The 24,198-nt window shown below is 45.2% G+C and carries 16 protein-coding genes and 7 pseudogenes; 9 read left to right on the forward strand and 14 right to left on the reverse strand.

Features of this window, described 5'->3' with window-relative positions; translation table 11 throughout:
• Positions 1–130: 130 nt before the first annotated feature.
• The 8 genes and pseudogenes from RE628_RS02230 (at position 131) to RE628_RS02265 (ending at position 8,571) form a co-directional block, all read left to right on the forward strand.
• Complete coding sequence (locus RE628_RS02230) at positions 131–3,565, forward strand: stalk domain-containing protein (RefSeq protein WP_375143033.1); 3,435 nt, start codon at positions 131–133, stop codon at positions 3,563–3,565.
• A gap of 207 nt (positions 3,566–3,772) precedes the next feature.
• Positions 3,773–4,774 carry a glycosyltransferase gene (locus RE628_RS02235; RefSeq protein ID WP_309157200.1) on the forward strand — a complete coding sequence of 334 codons (1,002 nt, stop codon included), beginning with the start codon at positions 3,773–3,775 and terminating at the stop codon, positions 4,772–4,774.
• Positions 4,775–4,984: 210 nt separating this feature from the next.
• On the forward strand, positions 4,985–5,890 hold the full coding sequence (locus tag RE628_RS02240) for a polysaccharide deacetylase family protein (protein WP_309157201.1): 906 nt from the start codon (positions 4,985–4,987) through the stop codon (positions 5,888–5,890).
• 174 nt (positions 5,891–6,064) lie between these two features.
• Positions 6,065–6,396: pseudogene (locus RE628_RS02245) on the forward strand (PadR family transcriptional regulator).
• Entirely contained in the window at positions 6,393–7,010 is a 618-nt protein-coding gene (locus tag RE628_RS02250; protein ID WP_309157202.1) for a DUF2812 domain-containing protein, read from the forward strand. Before RE628_RS02245 ends, RE628_RS02250 begins: the two are co-directional and overlap by 4 nt.
• Before the next feature lie 183 nt (positions 7,011–7,193).
• The gene (locus RE628_RS02255; RefSeq protein ID WP_309157203.1) at positions 7,194–7,724 is read left to right on the forward strand and encodes a sigma-70 family RNA polymerase sigma factor; all 531 of its coding nucleotides are present in this window, start codon (positions 7,194–7,196) and stop codon (positions 7,722–7,724) included.
• A complete protein-coding gene (locus RE628_RS02260) occupies positions 7,721–7,990 on the forward strand; it encodes a hypothetical protein (protein WP_309157204.1) in 270 nt (89 codons plus the stop codon). Before RE628_RS02255 ends, RE628_RS02260 begins: the two co-directional genes overlap by 4 nt.
• Positions 7,987–8,571 carry a hypothetical protein gene (locus RE628_RS02265; protein WP_309157205.1) on the forward strand — a complete coding sequence of 195 codons (585 nt, stop codon included), beginning with the start codon at positions 7,987–7,989 and terminating at the stop codon, positions 8,569–8,571. Before RE628_RS02260 ends, RE628_RS02265 begins: the two co-directional genes overlap by 4 nt.
• A gap of 78 nt (positions 8,572–8,649) precedes the next feature.
• Here RE628_RS02265 and RE628_RS02270 read toward each other — a convergent pair.
• The 11 genes and pseudogenes from RE628_RS02270 to RE628_RS02325 form a co-directional block, all read right to left on the reverse strand.
• A pseudogene (locus tag RE628_RS02270) lies at positions 8,650–9,798 on the reverse strand (IS3 family transposase).
• A 143-nt stretch (positions 9,799–9,941) separates the two neighbouring features.
• Positions 9,942–11,677: pseudogene (locus tag RE628_RS29455) on the reverse strand (putative bifunctional diguanylate cyclase/phosphodiesterase).
• A 317-nt stretch (positions 11,678–11,994) separates the two neighbouring features.
• Positions 11,995–12,198: a helix-turn-helix domain-containing protein gene (locus RE628_RS02285; RefSeq protein ID WP_309159341.1), complete on the reverse strand. Its 204-nt coding sequence runs from the start codon at positions 12,196–12,198 to the stop codon at positions 11,995–11,997.
• A gap of 14 nt (positions 12,199–12,212) precedes the next feature.
• On the reverse strand, positions 12,213–13,604 hold the full coding sequence (locus RE628_RS02290; RefSeq protein WP_309157207.1) for a response regulator: 1,392 nt from the start codon (positions 13,602–13,604) through the stop codon (positions 12,213–12,215).
• Positions 13,579–13,881 (reverse strand): sensor histidine kinase, encoded by a 303-nt coding sequence (locus tag RE628_RS02295; protein ID WP_309157208.1) that lies wholly within the window; start codon positions 13,879–13,881, stop codon positions 13,579–13,581. Before RE628_RS02295 ends, RE628_RS02290 begins: the two co-directional genes overlap by 26 nt.
• Positions 13,869–14,147: a sensor histidine kinase gene (locus RE628_RS02300; protein ID WP_309157209.1), complete on the reverse strand. Its 279-nt coding sequence runs from the start codon at positions 14,145–14,147 to the stop codon at positions 13,869–13,871. The genes RE628_RS02295 and RE628_RS02300 overlap by 13 nt, the downstream gene beginning before the upstream one ends.
• Positions 14,144–15,490 (reverse strand): cache domain-containing sensor histidine kinase, encoded by a 1,347-nt coding sequence (locus RE628_RS02305; RefSeq protein WP_309157211.1) that lies wholly within the window; start codon positions 15,488–15,490, stop codon positions 14,144–14,146. Before RE628_RS02305 ends, RE628_RS02300 begins: the two co-directional genes overlap by 4 nt.
• 66 nt (positions 15,491–15,556) lie before the next feature.
• Positions 15,557–17,235: pseudogene (locus tag RE628_RS02310) on the reverse strand (ABC transporter substrate-binding protein).
• A gap of 97 nt (positions 17,236–17,332) precedes the next feature.
• Positions 17,333–18,223 carry a carbohydrate ABC transporter permease gene (locus RE628_RS02315; protein ID WP_309157213.1) on the reverse strand — a complete coding sequence of 297 codons (891 nt, stop codon included), beginning with the start codon at positions 18,221–18,223 and terminating at the stop codon, positions 17,333–17,335.
• Positions 18,224–18,241: 18 nt separating this feature from the next.
• A pseudogene (locus tag RE628_RS02320) lies at positions 18,242–19,176 on the reverse strand (ABC transporter permease).
• A 256-nt stretch (positions 19,177–19,432) separates the two neighbouring features.
• The gene (locus RE628_RS02325) at positions 19,433–20,257 is read right to left on the reverse strand and encodes a hypothetical protein (RefSeq protein WP_309157215.1); all 825 of its coding nucleotides are present in this window, start codon (positions 20,255–20,257) and stop codon (positions 19,433–19,435) included.
• A gap of 293 nt (positions 20,258–20,550) precedes the next feature.
• Between RE628_RS02325 and RE628_RS02330 the strand changes: the two are divergent.
• Positions 20,551–21,359: pseudogene (locus RE628_RS02330) on the forward strand (formate/nitrite transporter family protein).
• A 40-nt stretch (positions 21,360–21,399) separates the two neighbouring features.
• Here RE628_RS02330 and RE628_RS02335 read toward each other — a convergent pair.
• The 3 genes and pseudogenes from RE628_RS02335 to yedE all read right to left on the reverse strand — a co-directional run bounded on the left by RE628_RS02335 (position 21,400) and on the right by yedE (position 24,169).
• On the reverse strand, positions 21,400–22,581 hold the full coding sequence (locus tag RE628_RS02335; RefSeq protein WP_309157217.1) for an ROK family protein: 1,182 nt from the start codon (positions 22,579–22,581) through the stop codon (positions 21,400–21,402).
• A 165-nt stretch (positions 22,582–22,746) separates the two neighbouring features.
• A pseudogene (yedF, locus tag RE628_RS02340) lies at positions 22,747–22,973 on the reverse strand (sulfurtransferase-like selenium metabolism protein YedF).
• Positions 22,973–24,169 carry a selenium metabolism membrane protein YedE/FdhT gene (yedE, locus tag RE628_RS02345; protein WP_309157219.1) on the reverse strand — a complete coding sequence of 399 codons (1,197 nt, stop codon included), beginning with the start codon at positions 24,167–24,169 and terminating at the stop codon, positions 22,973–22,975. The pseudogene yedF and the gene yedE overlap by 1 nt, the downstream one beginning before the upstream one ends.
• Positions 24,170–24,198 lie beyond the last annotated feature (29 nt).

The following is a 24,198-nucleotide window of genomic DNA, read 5'->3' on the forward strand; positions in this document are numbered from 1 at the left end:
TGTTGTACCTCCTCGGTTAAATTTTCTTTACGAGGAAAAAAGAAGAAACTTTTCTGCCTGTTATTGCGTTAAATTAGACGAGGATAATTATCATGCCAGATCAACCCTAGGCATGAGAGAGGTGGATTTTTTGAAGAGATTATGGACTATACTTCTTGCAGCGATACTTGTTGTACCGTTATTGCTGCAACCGGCGACAGCGCAAGCGGCCAAAGACATCACTATTTATGTGGATGGAGTTCAATTGAAGACCGACGTACCACCAGTGATGGTTCAAGGGCGTGTTATGCTGCCGCTTAGGGCCATTTTTGAGGCCTTGGATGCACGAGTGTATTGGGATCAAAAGAGTCAAACCGTTACTGGGATTAAAGGGGATACAACGGTAGTTCTCAAGATTAAATCGAAGGTAGCTACCATTAATGACCAAACAGTTACGCTTGATGTACCAGCACAGACATTGAGAGGTAGAACGATGGTACCGGTCCGCTTCGTCAGTGAAGCGCTCGGTCAGGAAGTTGGCTGGAATTCAAAGGATCAGATCGTTACGGTTAAATCCGACACTCCTAGCAACATCAGCATCTCCCCGGTGAGCTATGTAACGCTTCGTGATGTTGGTAATCAAGGAGATGGGCGTGACTTAGAGGTGAGCTTCTCCAAATCATCTACTGAGTCACTTGTCGATCATTACCGGGTTATGGTTGTGAAGGCTTCAAAAAACTTAAATCTGGCGTCAGCTCTAAATGTCTCCGCTTCGAATTATACGATCGTATCGCCTACCGGCTCGGATCGTGCGGTAACATTATCGCAGAGTTCACGGGATGTGGACGGAGACTATATTAGAAATGATCAGCCTTATGTGGCTTATGTGCTTGCTGTTGGGAAAGGTTCCTATTCCAGCGTATTATCGAGTCCTTCTCCGAAGATTACTCTAGAGAACTTGTCTTCGGTTGCAGCGGTAACGAATGTGAAGATTAGCGATGTTAGCGATTTCGGCGATGGACGCGATATCTCATTCAGCTTCACTCGTCCGCAAAGTGACAACAATATTTCGAATTATCGTGTGTTTATCGTAAAGACTAAGGATGCTAACAATTTCAGTCTTACTACAGCAAATAATTTATCCAGCAGCTACTATACGACAGCCAATAAATCGGGAAGCAATGGCGGCACGATGACAGGAACTCTATCCTCTTCGTCGCGCGACACTTCCGGCGATTATATTAAGAACGGCGTACCGTATACAGCATTTGTTCTGTCTGTAAGCAACAGCAGCTCAGCTGTTAATAAGCTGTCGTCTGCTTCATCGTCAGTAACACTTAGTCCGAATACCGTGACTTCTCCGGTTGTTACTCAAGTTGATGATATCAATGACTATGGGGATGGACGCGACCTGCGGGTTAGCTTCAATAAAGTGTCTGATGAATCTAATATCAGCTCGTACCGGATCTTTGTAGTTCGGGCCAACAACTATTCGAACTTCACATTGACGAAGGCGAACGGTCTGTCCAGCTCGTATTACACACAAGTGAACAAGACGGGCTACAATATTACTCAAACCCTCTCTTCAGGGGCAAGAGATACAGATGGCTATACGATTCAGAACGGAGTTAGCTATCGTGTATTCGTAATGGCTGTGGCTAGAAACTCGGCAGACAATAGCTTATCGTCTGCATCGAATTCGATTACGTTGTACAGCAACAATGTAGGTACAGTATCGAATCTGTATGCCAGTGATGTGAATGATTATGGGGATGGTCGTGATCTCTATGTCTCTTTCACTAAGGCGCCAGATGAGTCCAATATTAGTCAATATCGGATCATGGTTGTACCAACAGCGTATTACAGCAGCTTCAGTCTGTCGGATGCTAATAACGTGTCTAGCAGCTATTATACGACCGTGAACAAGTCGGGGAATTCCACTTACGGGCAGGCACTTTCGTCATCTGCACGGGATGTGCGTGGCAATAATATCAAAGACGGTGTAAATTACCGCGTCTATGTTCTCTCAGTAGGCTATGGCAATTATTCCGGCAGCAATGCGCTGTCCGCACCATCGTCAACGATTACGCTCGGTAAGAATTACAATGTGCAAGCTGTATCCAACCTGAATGTTGCTGATGTAAGTGATTATGGAGATGGCCGTGATTTGCAGGTATCGTTCACGAAGCCTTCCGATGAGACGAATGTCAATCAATATCGGATTTTCGTTGTGCCGACTGCTTATTACAGCAGCTTTAGCTTGGCGCAAGCCAATAGCAGCTCTTATTACACGATCGAGAACAGAGGCGGGAATAGAGCGGTAAATAGAACGTTAGATAGTGCTCGGGATGTACGCGGTAATTACATTACGGAAGGAACTAGTTACAAAGTTTATGTATTGACTGTAGCAAACGGGAATTCCTCGGATGCCAATGTGTTATCTTCTGCGTCATCGGTCATTACGCTTAGTAAGAATAAAGCCGTTCAAGCAGCGAGTTATGTTAAAGCAAGTGATATAGGTGATAACGGGGATGGCCGTGATTTGCAAGTATCGTTCAATCGTGCTTCTGACGAATCGAATATAGCTAATTACCGTATCTTGGTTGTGCCTGCTTCGAAGGCAAATAATTTTGATGTAAATACTGCCGCTAAAGCATCTTATTATACGGATGTAAATAAAGATAAAAACAACTTGACCCTGGATAGCAATGCTAAAGACACTGATGGCTCCAAGATTACAAACGATACCGAATATCGGGTGTACGTATTGTCTGTAGGTACAGGAAGCTCCAAGGGAATGTATAACTTGTCCGCTCCTTCCGATATCATTAAGCTGGTTAATCGTGCAAAAGTTGATGATGTAGGATCAGTAACGTTAAATGTTAAAGGTAGTAAATATAGCGATATCGAGGTTAGTTTTAAGAAGGTTAAGGATGAACAGAGTGTAGAAGAGTATCGAGTGTTTATGATTCCAGAGGGCTGGGCCAATTCTTTTAACCAAAATAGTGCGGATAATATCACGGATAGCAGTTATTACTCCAGAATTGGAAAGAATAATAATGATATCAGACAGACTCTGACTACAGAAAAAGATGCCTCTGGGCGTCCGCTCGAAGCAGGAACTGCTTATGTGGCTAAAGTGCTAACTGTGGCTAAGACAGGAGCCGGGACAGGAGGCAATGCGTTGTCAAAACAATCTAACGCGGTATCCCTCTTGCCAAATCCCGATGATGTCGCTGTAGACGCGGCAACAATTACAGCTGCGACAGCTGGAGTTAACGAAATTACACTTACATTTAACACGCCAAGCAAGAAGGATTATATTAGTGGGTACGAAGTTTATGTTGTTCCGAGTAATGTAGCGGATTTCAGTCTAAACAACCTTAATTCGGCTTATCTGTCTTATACAGCTTCTAATGCGTATTCTGGGGAATCCATCAAGTTTAATGTAATGACATCTGGATCCTATAAGCTCTACGTTTTATCGAAACCGGATAATGTAAAAGCTAAAAAGGCAGCCTTATCCGCATCTTACTCAATAGATGTGGGGACTGCTGCCCCATCTGATACTCAACCTCAAGAATAGGCTAAAATAATTTTTTCAAAGAAGGGACTCCTTAACGGTTCATCATGGACCATAAGAGGAGTCCCTTCTTGTTATGTGCGTAGCACAGCACATTCTATGACCGCATCTCGCAATAAATGATGTAAACTGGCACAGAGCAATCAAGTAGATGTACAATAGTAAGACAAGCTAGAGTACCAAAATTTAGGATAAGGTGGACATGGATTGATGACGAAGGTCGGTTTAGTGATGCGTAAAATTCAATTTGCGGAGGCACAGGGTCCAAGGGTATTTGCCGAACGGCTGCGGAATATCGCCAAAGAGCTGGGAGTCGAGATCGTCTTTATCTCCTCCGAACGGCATGTCAGCGGTCATGATTGGATTCCAGGCTACGAGCATGAGAAAGGGGATCTGGTCAATTATGATATTGTCCTTGATCAGATTTACGCAGAGCGTATCGAGCATGTGATCTATACGGTGTCCGGGTTCACCTTTCTGAAGATGTTCCTGAAGAACAGCGTGCTGTTCCCTCACAGCTTCCCTGATCCTGCTCTTACAGGCTATGAGATGATGAAGCCCTTCTATAGCATCGTAGACAAGGCGATCGTGCAGACGGATTTTCTGAAACGTCAGCTGGATACGGTATTTGGTGTAAGTGACGTGGACGTGATCCCCATTGGCTTCAGTGAGGAGTTAGCCCATCGCTATTACGATCCGAGTGCTGTCGTAGCTAATCGCATATTATGGATCGGTCGTGATGAAGAGAATCGCCGCCCGGATCTCGTATTGGAATATGCCAGACAGAACCCAGACAAAGAGGTTTATATGGTGTTCGGCGGGACGCGCTACAAAGAAAGCATGAAGAAATACGATATCCCGCATAATGTGAAGCTTAAGTTTGCTCTAACCCAGGAGGAAGTATTTGAACTGATGAATTCGGCCAAGGTGTACTGGAGCTGCTCAAAATTCGATACTTTTGCGATGCCGTTAACTGAGGCACTGGCGATGGGGAAGATTGTGGTTAAGCCCGAGCATCCTTGCTATGATCACATAAGCTCACGGCATGCTTTTGCGGGCAATGAGCAGAATTGGTTCGAGCTGGTGAATATGGCGGCGGCTCTGCCGCAACAGACATCTACATACAACCGGGATTACGCATTTGGCAAATTTTCGTCTACCGTAATGAAACAAGGGTATGAGAAGTTTTTTGATCAGTGGTTGAGCAAGTAAAGGCAAATTATTTGGTGAATAAGCGAAATCATCCGAATTGAGGAAATTGGGAAAAGGTTATTTCATATGTATAGAGTAACCCCCTTTTTAAGGGGATGGTTAGAGGAACGTCGTACGCACTCTCGGGCAGATCGCCCGTAAGAGTGATTCTTATTTTGTAAGCGCTATAATTTTAGGATGATAAGGTTATTGGCGGGAGGAGAATGCAGGATGAGTTTGAATCAAAGCTTGGGGTACGATGATGATGCAAAATTATTAATTTTAAATGCGGATGATTTCGGCATGTGTCATGCGGAGAATCTGGCGATTCAGCGGCTGTTCCAGGAAGGAGTCATTTCTTCATCGACGATTATGATGCCCTGCGGATGGGCGAAGGAAGCTGCGATCTGGAGTGCGAATCATCATGAATTTGATGTTGGCGTACACTTGACCTTTACTAGTGAATGGAGCGGTTATAAATGGGGGCCAGTGACAAGGAATGGCGATGTAAGGTCCCTTGTTACGAAGGAAGGGTACTTCCCGACCGATTGTAAGATGTTTGAAGAGCAGGCTGAGCCGGAGCAAGTGCGCTTGGAGATCGTCAATCAGATTGAAGCTGCGCTGGCGATGGGGGTTAATCCAACTCATCTCGATAATCATATGGGCAGTTTATATGGCTTAGCAACCGGTAAGCAATTCCTTGATGTTGTCTTTGAGATTTGCGCCTGGTACGGACTACCTTTCCGTATGCCAAGAGCGCTGCCGAATATGGAGAAAGCACCTCCCGAAGCAATAGAAGTAGCGAATCAGGTCACGGCCCTAGCCGATCATATGGGCGTCGTTATTCTAGATTATTTGATTGGGCTGCCCTTTGGAAAGTTACCAGGGGAGACGTATGATAGCTATAAACAGAGCATGATTGAGGTACTGCAGAATTTACAGCCTGGGGTGTCGGAAATACTAATCCATCCGGCGATCGCGAGCGAGGAGCTTAAGGCGATCCATCACGAATGGGAGAAGCGGCAATGGGATTATGAGCTATTCCGTGACAGAGAAGTTCAGCAGGTGCTAGAAGAGCAGGGAATCATTCGGACCTCATGGAGTGCATTGCAGAAGGTGCAAAGACAGGGAAAATAAACCGGAAAGCAGGAGCCTTTACCGTTTACGGCGGTAAGGGCTCTTTTTTCGTGTAGACAGTAATTTTTAGAGGATTCGTATTTTCCTATTGCATTATACAGTCGCACTATATATAGTATAACTATACAGTTAGACGATATATAGTACGACTGAATAAAAGGAGGGCAACGTAAAGTGATACGGGACAAAAACTTACCGCTGACAGAGACGGTTTATTATATACTGCTAGCCTTGCTTAACCTGCCCATGGCTATTTGATTATTCAGAAGGTTGAAGAACTAAGCGCTGGACAAGTACGTATGGCAGCCGGAACGTTATATGGAGCGATAGACAATCTTCTGAAGCAGAAGCTGATCCAGCCTGTGCCCAGCGAAGATAGCCGCCGCAAGGTTTATGTAATTACCGAATTAGGCCGTGATATTCTGCATCAGGATTATTTCCGTATGCGGCATATGATCGAGATGACGGCAATGATTATGGATGGTGGAAGAGGGGGAGCAATATGAGGAAATACAAGTTTTTCACCAATTTTGATCGTGAGGAGCAGTGGCTGAATGAGATGGCCCGCTCGGGACATTTGTTAGTGAATAAAGCTTATAGCTATGAGTTCACAGAAGGAGCGCCAGAGGATGCGAATTACCGAATTGACTATCGGACCTTCAAAAGCAGACAAGACTTTGAGGATTATCGGACGTTATTCGAGGATAGCGGCTGGAAGCATATTGCGGGGACAAAGAGCTCGGGGGCACAATATTTCAAGCAAGTGAATGAGCAGGGGAATGAGGATATATTCTCGGATGTAGACTCCAAAGCGGCACGTTATAAGCGTCTCTCGGAAATGTGGCTATCGCTGGCCGGCTGCTTCATCCCTTTGTTTGCGGTATTGATATCCACGGGTGCGATTAACATCACTGCTTTTGTTAAACCGAAGCTTCTCTATTATACGCCGGGACTTTGGGAGATGAACGGGTCTCATTTCTGGAGAGCCTTTCTGTTCGAGACACCATTTGCTCTTCTCCGCGGCTTCGGCTGGGTGATTCTTCCGGTATTCATTCTGGTGTATATGACTTTCGCTTATAAAGCGAAGAAGCAATATGCGGCGACACAGCAAGGACGCTAAACTATCCTTAATAAAAGAAGAGCCTCCCAGAGACCGATATAATGGTTCTGCGGGGGCTTTTTGCATATTTACAGCTCGTTACAGAAAAAATGAAAGAAGTTTTGAAACTTTTTCTGCACCTTCTTAGTCTAATGAGCACAACAGCAAGCCAAGCTTATAACAAGCGAATGATTTGCGATCCAAATGGGGGTGAACCAACTGAATAAAGAAATGGCGAATATGACCGAACAACAGTTCAGCGAACGGATCGGAGCGTGTAAGGAGAAGCTGTACCGCTTTGCCTTCTGTTATGTGAAGAATGAGCAGGAGGCGCTGGAGATCGTATCTGAGGCGACCTATAAGGCATATCTAGCTTACAGAAAATTGGACAATCCGCAGTATTTCGAGACCTGGATAAGCAGAATTGTGATCAATTGCGCTATGGACCATATGAGAAGACATAAGAAATATACTTACATGGAGGACAGCGTGGTGGAGTTCTCTGCCAAGGAGGACCCGATCTCACTAGAGGAGAAATGGGATCTCTATGAGGCGCTGGATCGGCTCAAGCCGGAGGATAAGGCCTTTATAATTTTGAAATATTTCGAGGATCAGCGGTTTAAGGATATGGCTGAGGTTCTCTCGATGCCGGAGAGTACCGTTAAGACCAGACTATACCGGATACTAGACAAGCTGAAGAAACAACTAATGAAGGAAGAGGCTGATATACTATGACAGGAAAAGAACGCTATGACAATATAGAAATACCCTCCCAGCTCTCAGATGTTATAGAGAAGGCTACCCAGCGTGGGCGGGCTCACCAACGGAATAGAAGATTGTTCCGCGGAACTTCCACCCTTGTCGCGGCATGTGCTGCCCTCATGATTGCCGTTAATATACCAGGTGTGGCTATGGCCTTATCCGATGTGCCCGTAGTAGGCTCGATCGTCAAGGTTCTGCAGGTTGGAGGCGGGGAGAGCGTACGGACGGGGCCACGGTGAATACATCAGCTCAAGAGAATACGCTGGATATTCACTTTACCATCGCTGGCGAGCAGATCGCTAACGTACCTGCATATACAGTAGATTACAAAGAAGCACCGAACCGGTTGATCTTTAGCTTCAACGGCGTCCGGGATTTGGACTTGCAGAAATTGCAGCAGGATATTCGTTCTCTTACAAATGTGAAAGACGTGTACAGCAATGTTATACTTGATGACTCTGCAATCCGCTTCGTGGTCGAACTTAAGGATAACATCGATTATTCTGTATCTGAATATAAAGAGCCTGGTTATATTCAATTGAAACTGTTCGGTGCTGCGAAACAGGTAGAACCTCATGAGGTCTTCTATGTCCGTAGCCAGGAGATGGAGCAGGGTGAATCGTTAGGTATGCTGGATGAGCAATATGCCCAGGATGGCAGCTCGGTTATCAAGACGAAGAGTGGAAAGTACGTACTGGCGATGGGTGGCTTCAAGTCTCAAGCCGAGGCCGAGGAAATGCTTCATAAATTGTCTGATCGTGAGGATTACAATGAACCTCTGCAAGTAGATAGCTGGATGAGCAATGAGAATCCACAGTAATTAGTAACTGTCCGATAAATAAAAAGAGACCCGGAGGTGGTCTTACCCCCGTCAAGTAGACATTTAAAAAAGAGGAATTTATGCAGCGGTCTTTTCCCGGTATTCCACCGGGGAGAGATCGCTGAGCTTTTTTGAAAACGTTCATGGTTATAGAACGTTATGTATTCAGCAATCTGGACCCGAGCTTGTTCCTCATTATTTGGTCTTTCAAGATACAACTTCTCCGTCTTGAGATGAGAAAAAAATGACTCAACGCAAGCATTATCATAACAATTTCCACGTCTTGAGTGACTGCCCTTAAGCCCTTGCTCTTCTAAGAGATTACTGTACTTCTTTGTCGTATATTGAAAGCCTTGGTCCGAATGTAGCACTGCCTCTTTTGCGTTTAATTTCTTCACTGTATTGAGCACAAGATCGAGATCGTTTCGTGCAGATACTTCCCAGGCAACGACTTCGTTGTTGTACAGATCCAGGACGACGGACAGATAGACGAAATCATGCCCCGTTCTTACATAGGTGATATCGGTCACAAATTTCTTAAGGGCAGCTTCAGCTGTAAACTGGCGGTTCAGGACATTAGGGAAGACCACAGACGGTTTACGGCCCGCAAACGGTCGCTTCTTACGAATGACAGAACGGATTCCAAGTTCCCGCATTAGCCTCCGTACCTTCTTGTGGTTCACCTGAAGCCCTTCCTTACTCAATGCGGTACGCATGCGTATGTAGCCAAAGTATGGCCGTAAGCGATGAATGGCCAGAATATGTTCCTTGATATCCGCGTCCAGTTCTTGACGGATCTGGCGGGTATCAGTGGTTGCTTTCCACTTGTAGTAGCCCGCTCTTGATACCTCTGCAATCTTACATAACATTATGATCGAGTGGTTCTGATTCATTTTTTCGATGGTCCTGAACCGGGCTTGCTTATCCAACTTCCCTCCCGTGTAGATTCGGATTGAGCTTTTTTAGGTATTCGACCTGCGCTTTTAAATACTCATTTTCTTCTTCAACACTGCTAAAATGCTTCTTATTCCAACGTCCGCGATAATCATCAAATGATTCCCCGTTTTGATGCTTCTGAACCCAATCTATAATCTGTACATCACTTTTAATCCCTAGCTTTTCTCGGATCTGAGAGTAACTCCATTGCTCCTCAACACGTAAACGAACAGCCTCTCTTTTCGTCTCTTCATCGTACCGATTAAACTTCTGCCCTTTCTTTGGCGGCATAATAAAATCCCCTCCGGTCAACAGTCTTTGAATCCATGATATCATGAACTCTTTTTCACTGTCTACCGTAAGGGGATAATATCAAGGCATGCCTTCAGGTCTCTTTTTGTTATTCTAGAAGATGTGCTTCGTGAAGCAACAAGCTACTTCAGTAATATCGTCTCTTTATGTAGTAAAGCTTCTATGTTCTCCTTACTTAAAGGCGGACTATAATAGTATCCCTGTATTTGATCACAGCCATTGTCCTGAAGGAACTTGAGCTGCTCTTCTGTCTCGACTCCTTCGGCAAGCACGGTTAAGCCTAGTGATTTGCCAAGTTGAATAATGGATAGGAGCAGCGCGGTATCCCTCGGCTCTGCTGGAGTCTGTGTGATGAAGGTTCGGTCGATCTTGAGCACTTGAAGAGGTAGCTCTTTCAAGTAATAGATCGAAGAATAGCCTGTCCCGAAGTCATCGATGGATAGTGAAATTCCCCGCTCCTTCAAGTAATCTAGTTTATTCTTAATAATCACAGGATCATTTAGAATGGATTCGGTTACTTCCAGCTCGAGGTACTGCGGTTCTAACCCAGTCTGCTTTAGTGCTGCTTCTACGATATGTACGAATCTAGGATGCCGGAATTGTATCGCTGAGACGTTGACGGAGATTGGCAACTTAGGATAACCAGCCTCTTGCCAAGCCTTATTCGTTCGGCATGCTTCACGCAAGACCCACTCTCCAAGTTGCACAATAAATCCGGTGTCTTCCGCCACAGGGATGAAGGTAGAGGGTAATATCCGTCCGTGGTCGGGTCGTTCCAGCGAATAAGTGCCTCGTAGCCGGTCAAGGTTAGACTAGATGAATCCACCTTAGGTTGGTAATATAGTTCAAATTCACCGTTCTCCAATGCACGCGGCAATTTCTTCTCGATCTGAACTCTTTCAAGCAGCTTATCCATCAGATAATAATCAAAATAGTGCGGTTCTTGCACGGAGGCAAGCTTCGCCTCCTTCATCGCCAACTCAGCATGCTTCAATAATTGGGTTACATCGGTACCATCATCCGGGAAGAGGCTAATTCCCATACCAAACCCTATATGAATCTTCTCCCCATTAACGAGGTAGGATGGTCGAAGTGCTTCACTTAGACCACAGGCCATCTTATGTATTTGCAGTGGATCAGATAACTCGGATAACAGAATGATGAACTCATCGGCGAAGCTGCGACAGATCGGTGTTCCTTCAGGGAAGGAAGCACGCATGCGATCCCCGACTTCCTTCAATAGTTCATTGCCGGTACGCTCTCCATAGCTTTCATTAATATAACGAAAGCGATTTAGATTTACCCTAAGTACAGCTGCTGTCTTCTGCTCGTTTTTAGTTCGCTGTAGACTGGATTTCATCACTGCGTTGAATCGGTTCATCGTCAGTAGATCTGTAACAGAGTCGAAATAAGTGAGCTGACGGATTCTTTGCTTGGAGGCGTTACGATCTTCAATCTCCTCCGTGACATCGAACTGCAGGCCGATGAAATAGATTAACTCTCCATCGGAATTCAGAATCGGGCTAATAATGAACTGATTCCAGAACGTGGTCCCGTCTTTGCGGTAATTCTTGATGGTTACCGTATCGGCCCGTCCTTCCTTAATTGCCTGTCTGATTACTCCTAGATGCCGTTTGTCCGTCTCTTCCCCCTGTAAGAACCGGGAGTTGCGCATTAATACGTCTTCTCTCTTATAGCCAGTAATCTTCTCGAATCCCTGGTTGACATATACTAAGGGATTATCCTTAAGCTTAGGGTCCGTAATAGCAATACCAACACCCATCATATCGATGGATCGGAGCAGGGCTGAGGAATTGATAATTGACTCAATATGCGTTTGATCTGACGCTTGGTCCATACTAATACCCCCCAGAAGACCTTAATGAAATATGTATATAGAACCAATTTCATAGTATAAGACATGTAGGCCGATGATCAAATTGAATCTGAAATTGACTCTATTTCAGAGAATGTTCGGTTCGGGAGCACCTCTCTTCCACATCATACATGCTGGACCGAAAGGAAATCAATGGTATACCTTATCTTTCTCCAGCGAAATAGTGTATTTTCCAAGTTGATATTACCATACTCGGGGTAATTAAGAGTTAGATAGTTCTGAACAGTTTGTAAATGCAAAATGCGATTTCTCGCATTTAGCGAGAAACCGCATTCGGATTATTCTTTTTCCGTTTGCTCTCGATTTGTAAACCGCTCACTCTCTACAAACAGCTTACCTCGGTATTCAAAAGGTGAAATACCCTCTAATTCCTTGAACACTCGCGAAAAATGTCTTGTATTCTCAAATCCGACCGCCGCGCTGATTTCCGATAGTTTTAGCGAACCCTTGCTGATTAGTTCTTTGGCGTTGCGAATGCGCACCTTCTTCAAGTAAGTCACGAAGCTTTCCCGGTGAAAGTCTTGAACACTTCACTAAAATAGGAATAATTCAGAGAAACATGATTGCTTACGATGGCCATATTCAGTGGACGATGATAATTTTCTTCGATAAAAGCTATGGCTTCCTTCATATCCCCGTGCTCGCTATGTGCGGAACGGACTTCCTTGATGTATTTGTCCAGACTTAATAGTAGATGCTCTAATGACCGGAAATAATTGTGGAAATGGTCAAAATTATATAGGTCGCCTACCTTGCGATACAACTTAATCACTTCAACAGAAGCTTCCCCATATATCCGGAATACCTCATCAAGAACCTGTTCATTGATGAGCTTACTGACAGTCTCCAAATAATTAATATCAATTCCTGCCAACTGCTCTATCCGAAAAATATGATGCAAGATCGGTCCGATTTCCTTCTCCCGATCCGTACCCAGAATGTTACCCAGCTTGCGTATTTCTCCCATGGGCATAGCATGGAACTGTCGTTCTCCCGGCAATTCATCGAACCAGACCAGACGAGTCTTTGGATAAATAAAGGTGTAGCTCAGAGATTCGCTTGCTTGTCTGTAGCACTTGGCGAGATCCTCCAACCGAGTTCCCTCTTCACTCACGCCGATTAATAACCCATCAAGCCCTTTGTCGCTGGCCAAAAGCAACATTTCCGCAAATTTCTGCTGCGGTTCTCCCACGAGTACGACTCTTCCTTCACGATCTAGTAGAGAAGCGCTTAGCTTACCGTCCACGCTCCTAAACAGATCCTCGGCGAGCGCCTTCAAACCCTCCTTCTTGACCCGGTTGCTGCCTTCATTTTTGCAAGTCAGCACAGCGACCGAGAAGGGCAAAACATACTGATCGAAGCCGATCTCCTTAGTCCATAATCGTACTTCTTCATCCGAGAATTCACGCTGTATTAGTAGATCCTGCAAGCGTTCCAGTTGGATTTGCTGTCTGTAGCCTTCCGTAACGGCCAACTGCTTGGCGATTTGAGAGTACTTGTTCAGTTGATCCTCGCATTTACGCAGCGTATCGAATAATTCATCTCTGCGGATCGGTTTGAGCAGGTAATCGATCACCTGATACTTGATCGCTGCTTTGGCATATTCAAAATCCTCGTACCCGCTTAAAATAATGATCAGCGGACGCTCACCTTGTCCGGTTGGCAGTGGTTCTGCTGCTAATCTCTCAATCAGAGCGATTCCGTCCATAATAGGCATCCGGATATCGGTAATAATAATTTCGGCACCATGATCCCGATACAGCTCGAGCGCCTCAGCACCCTGAGCGGCCGTTAACAAATCATACTGGCCCGGAAACTCGCGTTCAATCATCGTTTTTAGACCCAGGCGAATATTTTTCTCATCATCGACGATTATCAAATTTGTCATTCATGCCTACCCTCCCCGTTAGCAGTACCTTTGGCAAGGACATAACAACCGTTGTAAACTTTCCTTGCTCGCTAAATACTTTCAGTCCGTATTCATTCCCATAATATAATCGAATACGCTCTTGTACATTTCGAAGGCCAATTCCATTACGATTCGACTCAGGTCCAGAGCTGCGGAAAAGCTTATCATTCATTCCTACAGACCGTAGTTCCTGATTTAACCGAGACAGGGCCTCTTCATGTATTCCTATGCCATTGTCCGTAACTACGATCTGCACGTCGTGATGCTGCCAATCATGCACCTGAATCGAAATTTCTTTGCAGGACTCTTCTCCGTCCAAGCATGCTTTACAGCATTTTCGACAATCGGCTGAAGGGACATCTTGAGCATTTCCAGCTCCATGGCTTCTTCTGGAATATCGAGCTTAAGGAGAATTGGTTCGTCAAACCGAATATTCATCACTTTCGTGTAATTCTCGATATGCCGAATTTCGTCGCGCAGCTTCGCATATTCTCCAGACCATTTAAAGTTATAGCGCATCATTCCCCGAGGGAAGTTAACGAATCGGAAATCGTCCGTTGGTTCTCAATCTCGGCTAGCATTTTTATGTTTTCCAATGTATTAAATAGAAAGTGGGCGTCAATTTGATTATGAAGCGAACGCAGTTCAGCCTCCTTCGTCAGCGCTTGCTTGTATACCGCTTGAGCGACCAATGTATTAATCGTATTCATTAGTTTGGAGAAATGATGTGCGAGTTCTCCAATTTCGCCACCGCCACGAATCGTGATTCCACTATAAGCTTCTCCTCGCCGTACCTTTTTCATCTCCTCCGTTAATAGTTGAAGATTTTTCAGAATAAAGGCATTAAGAATATAAGCGATCAGGGTTACCAGCGTAATAAAAACGATATTGGCTCCGATGAGGAGATTACGTGTACGGGATATATCCTGGATCACACCCTCCATGGATACGATATTGATCAGATTGGCATTAATCCGTTCAATTCGCTGATGCAATAATAGAAACTGTTTTCCATTTTCCTTATAATGAATCTCCCATTCTCCCGTATCTTGATAACGCTGAAGGCGTTCTTTAATAATACTCTCCATTTCCGGGTTAGCTTGCAGAATGGAGTCCATCTCCCGTGTGAATATCTGTGCTTCGCTGTCCGCAAGCAGCATCTGCGACTTGCTGTCCTGCATGACTGAATAAGTCCTCGGACTGAATTTCTCTAATAACATGTCTACCTGAACCATACCGACATGATGGCCCGTTGGAATGCTCATTTCACGCAGCAACGACACCTTAGGGGTAGGAGCAGGGAGTTGCCCGATGTACCGCTCCACCACATCTGGATCGTTATATTGGAAAGACCAGGACTCCGTTCCATTCATCTGTTCTGCCTTCTTATACCATGATTCATTGGCTACACGATATTCACGGAAGAAGATCGGCCAGATTTCAACGATGTCGCTGCTAGAGAACAATCGAAGATGCGTCACATTGGGATTGTAATACTGAATACGAGTCAGACTCTTAAAGCTATAGTAGTTGAAGTTTACCAGTTCATCGGTGTCCAGATCGCTGGTATGAGCCAAATAATCCCTCACATCCGGATCGTCATAAGCAACCTGTGCCGCCCGGACCATAGATTCAATTTGCGTATCGATATGTAGCTGTTCCATTTCTAGCAAGGACATGCTCTTTTCCTGGGCATCACGTAAATACATGTTATTGATTGCTTTATAAGAATAAAGGGATACTATCAGGCAGGGCCCTAATATGATAAAAATATAAGCGGCGATCAGGCGGCTCTGAAGCGAGCGGCGCCCAAGCCAATACATAAATGAATCCCAAGTTGCGTGGAGGCGCTTCCACCTTGTCATAGCTAGTGACTCCTTTATAAATACCCAAACGCCCGCGGTTAGCGGGCGTTTTGGGCAGAGCTATACTTACATGCCAAGTTTCTTCTTATTTTCTTCATACTTCGTTTGTTGGAAGGCTTGCACTTTAGCAAGTCCATATTCATCTTGTTTCTTAAGGTAATCCGCCCAGATCTTGTCGAATTCAGCTTCGGACGGTGCCATCAACAGCTTAGGAAGCGTTTTACCGCGCAAATCCTTAATTTTGCCAAGGGCTATACCTTCATCAGAGTTGGCAAGTGGATCAAGTTCATCGAACTCGGAGAAGCTCTTCGCTTTACCGCGAGTCCAATCTTCCAATTGTTTGTACGGTTCGACCGACTTCGGTGTCCATTGCTCGGTAATATTCGTATTCATCAGCATCCAGAAGGTGAACGAGGAGCCATATTGCTTATCGAAAGCGGAACGGTCTGTGTTCATCAGGTCAAAGGCTTCAGGCAAGAATTGATCTTTGCCGTCAATTGTATCATAACTTACGCCTTTTTCGCCAAGGTAAAGGTCTTTGTTCCCTTCTTCACTATTCAGATAGTCCAGGAATCTAATGGCACGTGCTTTGTCCTTCACATCTTTAGAGATCAAGGTTAATGTCCATCCGGAGATGCTTGGGCCGTTCAAGGTAGGTGCGTCAAGATTGGCGTTCGCAGGACCATCGACGGCAATGTAGATTTTGTTAGGATCTTGTTGGTATAAAGTACCAAGTTGTGCCGCGAAATCAGTACGTTGGTACAGCATGGCGAAGTAACGGCCTTGAGCAATTTTTTCTTCCATTTGAGCGCGCTTGTCGATAAAGATATCTTTTGCCAGTAAACCGTCCTGGTTGGCTTGACGTAGCACCTTCAACCATTTGACGTATTCCGGATCTTTTTCACGGTCATATAGCTGGCCGTCTTTTTCCCTTGGAATCGCCAGGAAATTCTGAATATAGCCTTCCAGGGAGTCATTACCTGTTGGGTGAATTCATGCAGACCAAGTGGAATGATCGGTTGTCCGTCGATGTCAGGGAACTTCTCCTTAGCAGCTTTCAGGGCGTTCAAGAAACCTTCTGGAGTACGCATGTCGGGACTGCCGATTGCCTCATAGATATCCTTGCGGACAACAAACGTTTGGTTGGATGTATAGGTATCACCAAATTTTGCGTAGTCTTTAGGAGACGAGGAAGCGTTAGGATAGCCATATACGTTACCATCTGCTTGGGTGTACCAGCCCAATTTGTCAGGGTCGGATACTTTGTAGAAATAAGGGTCGTATTGATCAGCCAATTCGTTCAGCGGAAGTACGAGACCTCCTTCGATCATCTTCTTCACACCATCTTCATACCAGCCAAGCGTAATGAAATCAGGCAGCTTGCCGGAAGCAATCAGTGTATTCAGCTTTTCGTTTTCGTTACCAGCGGGAACAATGAAGTTAATATCAACGCCCGTCTTTTTAGTTATATATTGGGATGTTGGGTCAACTCCCCATTTATTGGGGAACCAGGCAAAGTTCAAATACCAGTCAAACGTAATAGGAGATGTGTCTGACTTCCAACCTGGCTCGTCTTCGGATAGAGCTGGTTGGTCAGTCGATGTTGTCGTGTTCGCCGGAGTGTTACTGGAGTTTTGCTTTTTGGCGCTATCATTCCCTTTACCAGAACAAGCTGCCAAGGATAGAACCATGATACATGCCATTAGAAGCATCATCACTTTTTTGGACTTATTATTCATGCCCATGCTTTTTTATCCCCTTTTCTCAATGTTATGAATGCTATAAAATGCAACTCCAAAGCCGCCAAAGCGGCCTGGAGGAGTTACCGTTAGTGATGCAGACTTATCCCTTAATGGAGCCAATCATCATTCCCTTTACGAAGTAGCGCTGTAGGAATGGATAAGCGAACACGATTGGAAGTGTGGTTACGACCATCGTTGCTAGTTTCACGGATTGAGAGGTTACCGTCTTGGTTACTGCGCTACCCTGTACGGCTGTAGTCATGATATTTGAACTGGACTGAGCTACTACCCGGTAAAGGAAGGTCTGGATCGGTTGCAACGACTCTTTATTGATGTAGATAATCCCGGTAAAATAGTCATTCCATTGGTATACCCCGTGGAACAAGGCAATCGTAGCAATAACAGGCATGGATACCGGAAGCACGACTCTGAGAAAAATCGTCCAATCGTTGGCTCCATCGATCCTGGCCGCCTCATCTAGTCCGTCAGGAATTTCCCGGAAGAAGGTCATAAAGATGATAAGGTCAAAGAAGCTGAACAGGACCGGAATAATGAAGACTGTAAATGTATCAAGCATATGTAAATCGCGAATCAGCAGATAGGTCGGAATGAGGCCCCCTGAGAAGATCATTGTAACTGTTCCTAGAAAGATATAGAATCTTCCAAAGATCAACTCTCTACGTGAGAACGCGTAAGCAACCATTGCGGTGAAGAATACGTGAGCTACCACGCCCAAGAGGGTCTTGGCAACGGTGAGTAGCATGGCAGTCATAATACCGGGACTGGCGAATACCGCTTTGAAGTTCTCCAGGCTGAACATTCGCGGCCACCAGTAGATGCCTCCCAGCATTGCATCTTTGCCATCGTTGAAAGCATTAATCAGAACATACCAAATTGGATACAGTGTAACAAAACAAATGAGCAGCATTCCTATATTGTTTAAAATATCAAAAGCGACTTCGCCTATAGTTTTGCGTTTTGTTAAAGACATGTGTAGTTCCTCCTTGGCCTAAAATAACGAAGTATCGTTGAGTTTTTTGGATACTTGGTTCGCAATCAACAGCAGCGTAATAGCAATAACGGATTTGAACAATCCGACCGCTGCAGAGTACGAGTAACGGCCTTGAGAAATCCCTGTATAGTAGACATAGTAATCTATAACATTACTAGCACTGTCGTTCAGTGAATTACGCAGCACCAGGATCTGGTCAAAGTTGGAGCTCATAACACCGCTGACAGCTAATATAAATAGGATACTGATCGTAGCTTTGATCGCAGGAACTGTGATATACCACATCTTCTGGAAGCGTCCAGCACCATCAATAGTCGCCGCTTCGTACATCTCAGGCGAAATGCCTGTGATTGCCGCCAGATAAATTATCGCCGACCAGCCAAGCTCCTTCCAAATATCTGATGTAATGACAATTGTCCAGAAATATTTAGGTTCGGCCAGATAAGATATCGGCTCGTCAATCAAGTGTAGGCCCATAAGGATGTGGTTGATGATCCCTATATCCGACAACCATGTGGCCAGGATCCCTCCGAGTACTACCCAGGATAAGAAGTGGGGGAGGTAAGAAATGGTCTGGATCGCTCGCTTGAATCGCAGAGAGCGTACTTCATTCAGGAAGAGAGCAAATATAATTGGAAGCGGGAATGTCAGTAATTTAATCAAGCTGATTCCTAAAGTGTTTTTCATTACATAGCCAAAGTTATCATCCAAGAAGAATTCCTTGAAGTGCTTAGTCCGACCCAGGGTGCTTCAGAGATCGTTCTAATAATGTCATAATCCTTAAATGCAATAATAACGCCGTACATAGGGATGTAATTGAATATGATCATCCATGTGATTCCTAGCAAAGCCATAATTTGAATATGCCTTTGAGATACAAGTTTCTTCAGCCATTTCTTCTTCGCAGATGGTGGAATATTTGGTTTAACCATAGCTGCGGGCTGTGTAGACTTTTGCATTTTTATCTAACCTCCAAATGATGCAGTATCTTGTTTGTAAGCGTTTTCCATAATCTCTTTATTATTATAATTGGATAGCTAAGCAAGTATAATGCCTCAGATTTCGTATCGATGTACTCATTTTTCGGATAAGAGACAAAATTTGTAATATATATTTTTGCGCACATTGAAATAAGTAGAAGCCCCGGGAACTTTGGTTTCCGGGGCTTCTTGTGTATTAGGTACTGATTCAGGGCAGCATACTATTAGCCCGCTGGATAATAGAAGATATTTTTGATTCATGATTATAAATGTTTTGCTTCTTCGTATTGATTTGTGTCGATAGAGTAATTAGTCTCGCTAGGGTATCTTTCGTCCGGTCAGCATCGTTTTTCTTTACCGCCGCTTTAAAATTGGACCATTCGGTGGTTAGCTGTTTGTTGGGGGTAGAGATAGCACTTTTCTCGGCCTTGATCTTCGTCTTGACGGCATCAATTTCCGATAGCACACTGCGGATCTGTTTTTGCTTCTTCGTTCTATCCGCTTTGGCGGTCTTCAATGCGGCCTCCTTCGACTTGAGGTCCTGCTTGGTGATATCGACAACTAATTTCATTCCGTCGGCTTGTGCTTTCAACACCTTGTAAAGTGATTTGTCCTTCAATTTATTAGCGGCGGCTACCTGTTTATTGAGTGAGGTATATGAGGTGTATAGAGGTTGGTACTTCGATTTAGCTGTCTTGACCTGCTCCTCCAGTTTACTGATCTTGCTTGCATCGATATTACTGATAGCCTTGCTTACACTGGATGCTTTGCTCTCATTGTCGTAATGTAGGGACGCTGTTCGGTCATCCAGGCTTATGATCTGCGTACGGCTGCTCTTGAAGTCTGTGAATTGCTTGCGGAGCGTGGTCCCGTTCTTTCCAGCCTTATCTGCTGTTGCGTCGAGTTGAGCGTTGATTGAGTCGGTGAACTCGATGGCTGCAGCTGATGCCTGGCTCGGTGGAGATAGAGCAGTAATCCCTGCGGCGATGATAAGTGCTAATACAAGTATGCCGGTTCTAAGATGGTTTACCATAGAGCATCTCTCCTTAATAAGATTTTGCCGCAATACGAAACTTAATCATTTCTATACGTACACGCCAAAAAGCACCCGCAGGCCAGGCTCATCAAGAGCCAAGCTTACGGGTGCTTCCAACGTAAGATTGATTATATTGCAGCTTCGTTCAATATACACAAAAATGGGGGATACTGTCAATTGATGCGTTTATTACGGATGAAGTGTATAATCCGTTCACATAATTGTAATATTTATCTTGACTTCGAGCAGAAAATATGGAAAATGGGGGAAATAATACACTTGGAGGGTTTATGGAGACAGAATCGCTATTGAAGGTTGAAGAGTTGGCATTGAAGAAGTATAAAATCTTCCGGCAAAGTCAACTTCGTTACATCGCCAGGGCAATGCTGGCAAGTATGTTCATTGGATTTGGAGTTATCGTTGCCTTTAAGACCGGAAACTTCTTCTATATGGAGCATTCCCCGTTCACGTATCCAATGGCGGCGATCACTTTTGGGGCGGCGATCATTTTGATAGCTTATGGCGGGGAGATTTATTTACCGGAAATACATTCTACTACACCTACGCAGCTTTGCGTAAGAAAATGCAGTGGTCCGAGGTCGTGAAGCTATGGGTGTTCAGTTACATAGGTAATATTATGGGAGCCGCGGTATTCGCTCTGCTTATTTTTCTGACAGGTCTCTTTACTGATGCTTCGGTGAATAGCTTCCTGTTAAATGTCGTAGAGCATAAGATGAATACCTCGGCGCTGGAACTATTCTTCCGGGCTATTCTATGTAACTGGCTCGTCTGTCTGGCCTTCTTCATTCCAATGTCGCTCAAGGGCGATGGGGCCAAGATGTTCGCGATGATGCTGTTTGTGTTCTGCTTCTTCATATCTGGTTACGAGCACAGTATTGCGAATATGTGTACCTTTGCGATCGCACTTGTGCTAAATCATCCGGGAACGATCTCCTTCTATGGAGTAATCCACAACCTCGTTCCAGTTACGATCGGTAATTTGATCGGTGGTGTTCTGCTGATGGGCTTCATGTATTATTTCGTGAACAAGCCATTTCTAGATGTTATAGAGAAGGGGAAGGATGATTCCCCGCAATAATCTCTAGAGTTTGAAATACGATATCGTCTGATTAGTGGTCTTATACCGATTCTGGAATGCTAACGTCCGGATCTGCTAGAAATGCAGTGATCGGCAAAGAAGCGGCTCCCATCGCTGTTGAGCGGATGCCCAATTTGGCGAAATCGACATGGGTCTGTTTGCGATGATAGGAGAGGCTGCGCTGGCCGAGTGTACTTAACATTGCTTGTCGCAAATAGTCGCCGGCCAGTGAGAGTCGATTGCCAATTACAATGAACTCGGGATTAAGAATATTCACGAGATTAGCCAGTCCGACGCCTAGCTGGGAGCCAATCCGTTCAAGCAGAGCAAGGATCTCTTCATTTCCCTGCTCAGCCTCTTTCAGAATATCCTCTAAGCTCGGAGCATGATCCTGCCATAGTGCTCCCGCTTGATCAAGCAAGGCTTTCTCGGAAGCGAGTGTCTCCCAGCATCCTCGATTCCCGCAGCGGCATAGCGGCCCATTCTCGGCAACGGTCATATGGCCGACTTCACCTGAGAAGTTGGAGGTGCCGCGGTATAAATCCCCGCCTACGATGATGCCCGATCCGATCCCTATACCGATGCTTAGATAGATTAGGTCCTTCGAATCTCGACCTGCTCCGTACAATTTCTCCCCGATTGCTCCAGCGTTTGCTTCGTTATCAATATGAATATTAGATCCGAATTCAGCGCTCAGAGCTTCATATAGATCGACATTGTCCCAGCCTAGGTTAGGGGCAGAGATGACTCGGCTCTTCTCATCGACCAGACCTGGTACGCCAATGCCGATTCCAACAACCCCATAGGGGGATGCAGGTAGCCTTCTCATAAGACCGCGGATCGTCTTCCTGATTTGATCAAGCACTTTATCCAGGGAGTAGTCTTCTAGTGGGACGGTCTTCTCCCGGATCACGTTCCCTTCCATATCTACCAGGACAGCCAGCAGATCATTAACACGGATATCTACACCGATAGCGAATCCCGCGCTTCGATTGAATAAGAGCAGAGTGGGTTTACGTCCTCCGCTTGATTCGCCCGGTCCGATCTCAGAGACAAGCTGACTCTCGATCAATTCGGAGACAAGGGAAGAGACGGTCGCTTTATTAAGCCCGATCACCGATGAGATATCTGCTCTGGATAGAGGCTGCTGTTGTCTGATCGTATTCAGGACGATCGTCTTATTCATCTTCTTGATTAACTGCTGGTCGCCCGTAATTTTCATGATTAATCCTCCAGAAATTATTGAACATGGTACTATCATAACACAAGGTGGGGAATAAAAATAAACAACTTAGTTAGTTTGACCAACAAATTAACGATGGGTAAAAAGGAGCAGACCAAGTGAGTGTAGATCTACTCATAGGCCTGCTCCTTACCTGGAATCAAATTACTTTTGAATATAGAAAATTAGTTCCTGACCATTCTTTACGGGCTCTTGCACAAGTGTATAGCCGTGCTTTACGACCTCTTCTGGTACGTTCTTGAAGGCAGCTGGACAATCGGCAATGACTTGCAATATTTGCCCCTTTTCATGTCCTGTAACGTTTCTAAAGAGTAGATCACGGGATATGGACAAGGTTCTCCTCTAAGATCCAATGTGAAATCAATCGTCATTATTTTGCATCTCCTTTTTTGAATCCAACGCCAAAGCGATAATTTTTTTGCCAGTAGCTAGCTACGGCATAACCAATTGCAAGCAGTACGAGTGTAATAATGAGTGCCCAAGCAGGCCCCATTACGGAGATCAGATTAATCTTCGCTCCGCTCTTCACGAGCAGGTCGAATACGCCAAGATGATCCCAAGCGTAGGCGATGAAGGTAGCCCCGATGATGTTGCCAATAAATACAGGCAGGAAGATTACTTGCCCTTCCATTAAGCGATACATCATTCCCGTCTCGCAGCCCCCAGCAAGCACGATGCCAACGCCAAACAAAATGCCGCCGATGAATGTGCTCGGTGCAGCCATTTTCGTAATCGGATCAACGCCGTTCACGAGAATAACGATGAGCGTCAAAACAGAGCTGATTGCCATCCCGAGAATAATAGCTTTCGTCATCGTGGCGCGTCCACTAATCCACAGATCACGAAAGGCTGAGGTGAAGCAGATTTGTCCTCTTTCAATCAGGATGCCGAAGGCAGCCCCAAAAACTGCTGCTACTCCAAGCATTGTCTTACCATTAAGGAAGAAATACACGATGAGTCCTGCGTAAGCCAGTGCAATAAGACCGCCGACATAAGGCTGAACCTTTTTCGACTCGCGCACTGCAGGTGCTACATTTCCTTTTTGTAGAATGGGCTTGCCTTTCCACCATCTAGTTCCAACAATTTTTACACCTACATAAGTGCCGACCGCTGTAGCTGCCATGAAGATCCAGGCATGAAAAGAGAACTGCGGTACGCCCGTGAAGAAGGCGGCCAGATTGCAACCAAGCGCCAATCTTGCGCCCATACCTGCGATAATGCCGCCAATCAAGCCCTGTACCAGGCGGCGCTTTTGCTTAGGCATGCGAATCTTGAAGTTGTTGCTGAACAGAATCATGATCAGCGCTCCAATGAACATACCCCAGACGATCCATCCGTCCGTACGATCGAACGTTGAGCCCTCCATGTGTATCAATTTGAAGTAAGCCCAGTCGGAAATATCTACGCCGAAGAGCTGGAGGATATGTCCTCCAAAGCGAGTGAACTCGCCAGTCACAGCCCATACCGTATTGGTAATGCCGAAGTACAGTGCGCTGAGTACACCTGCAATACCGATCGCAACGTAAGGGCTCCAATAGTTAGTGAACAGCTTCCGTAATGTTGTCATACCTTTCTACCCCTCTAATCCATCATAGC

Origin of the sequence: Paenibacillus sp. D2_2, assembly GCF_031199965.1 — a bacterium.
Taxonomy (GTDB): domain Bacteria; phylum Bacillota; class Bacilli; order Paenibacillales; family Paenibacillaceae; genus Fontibacillus.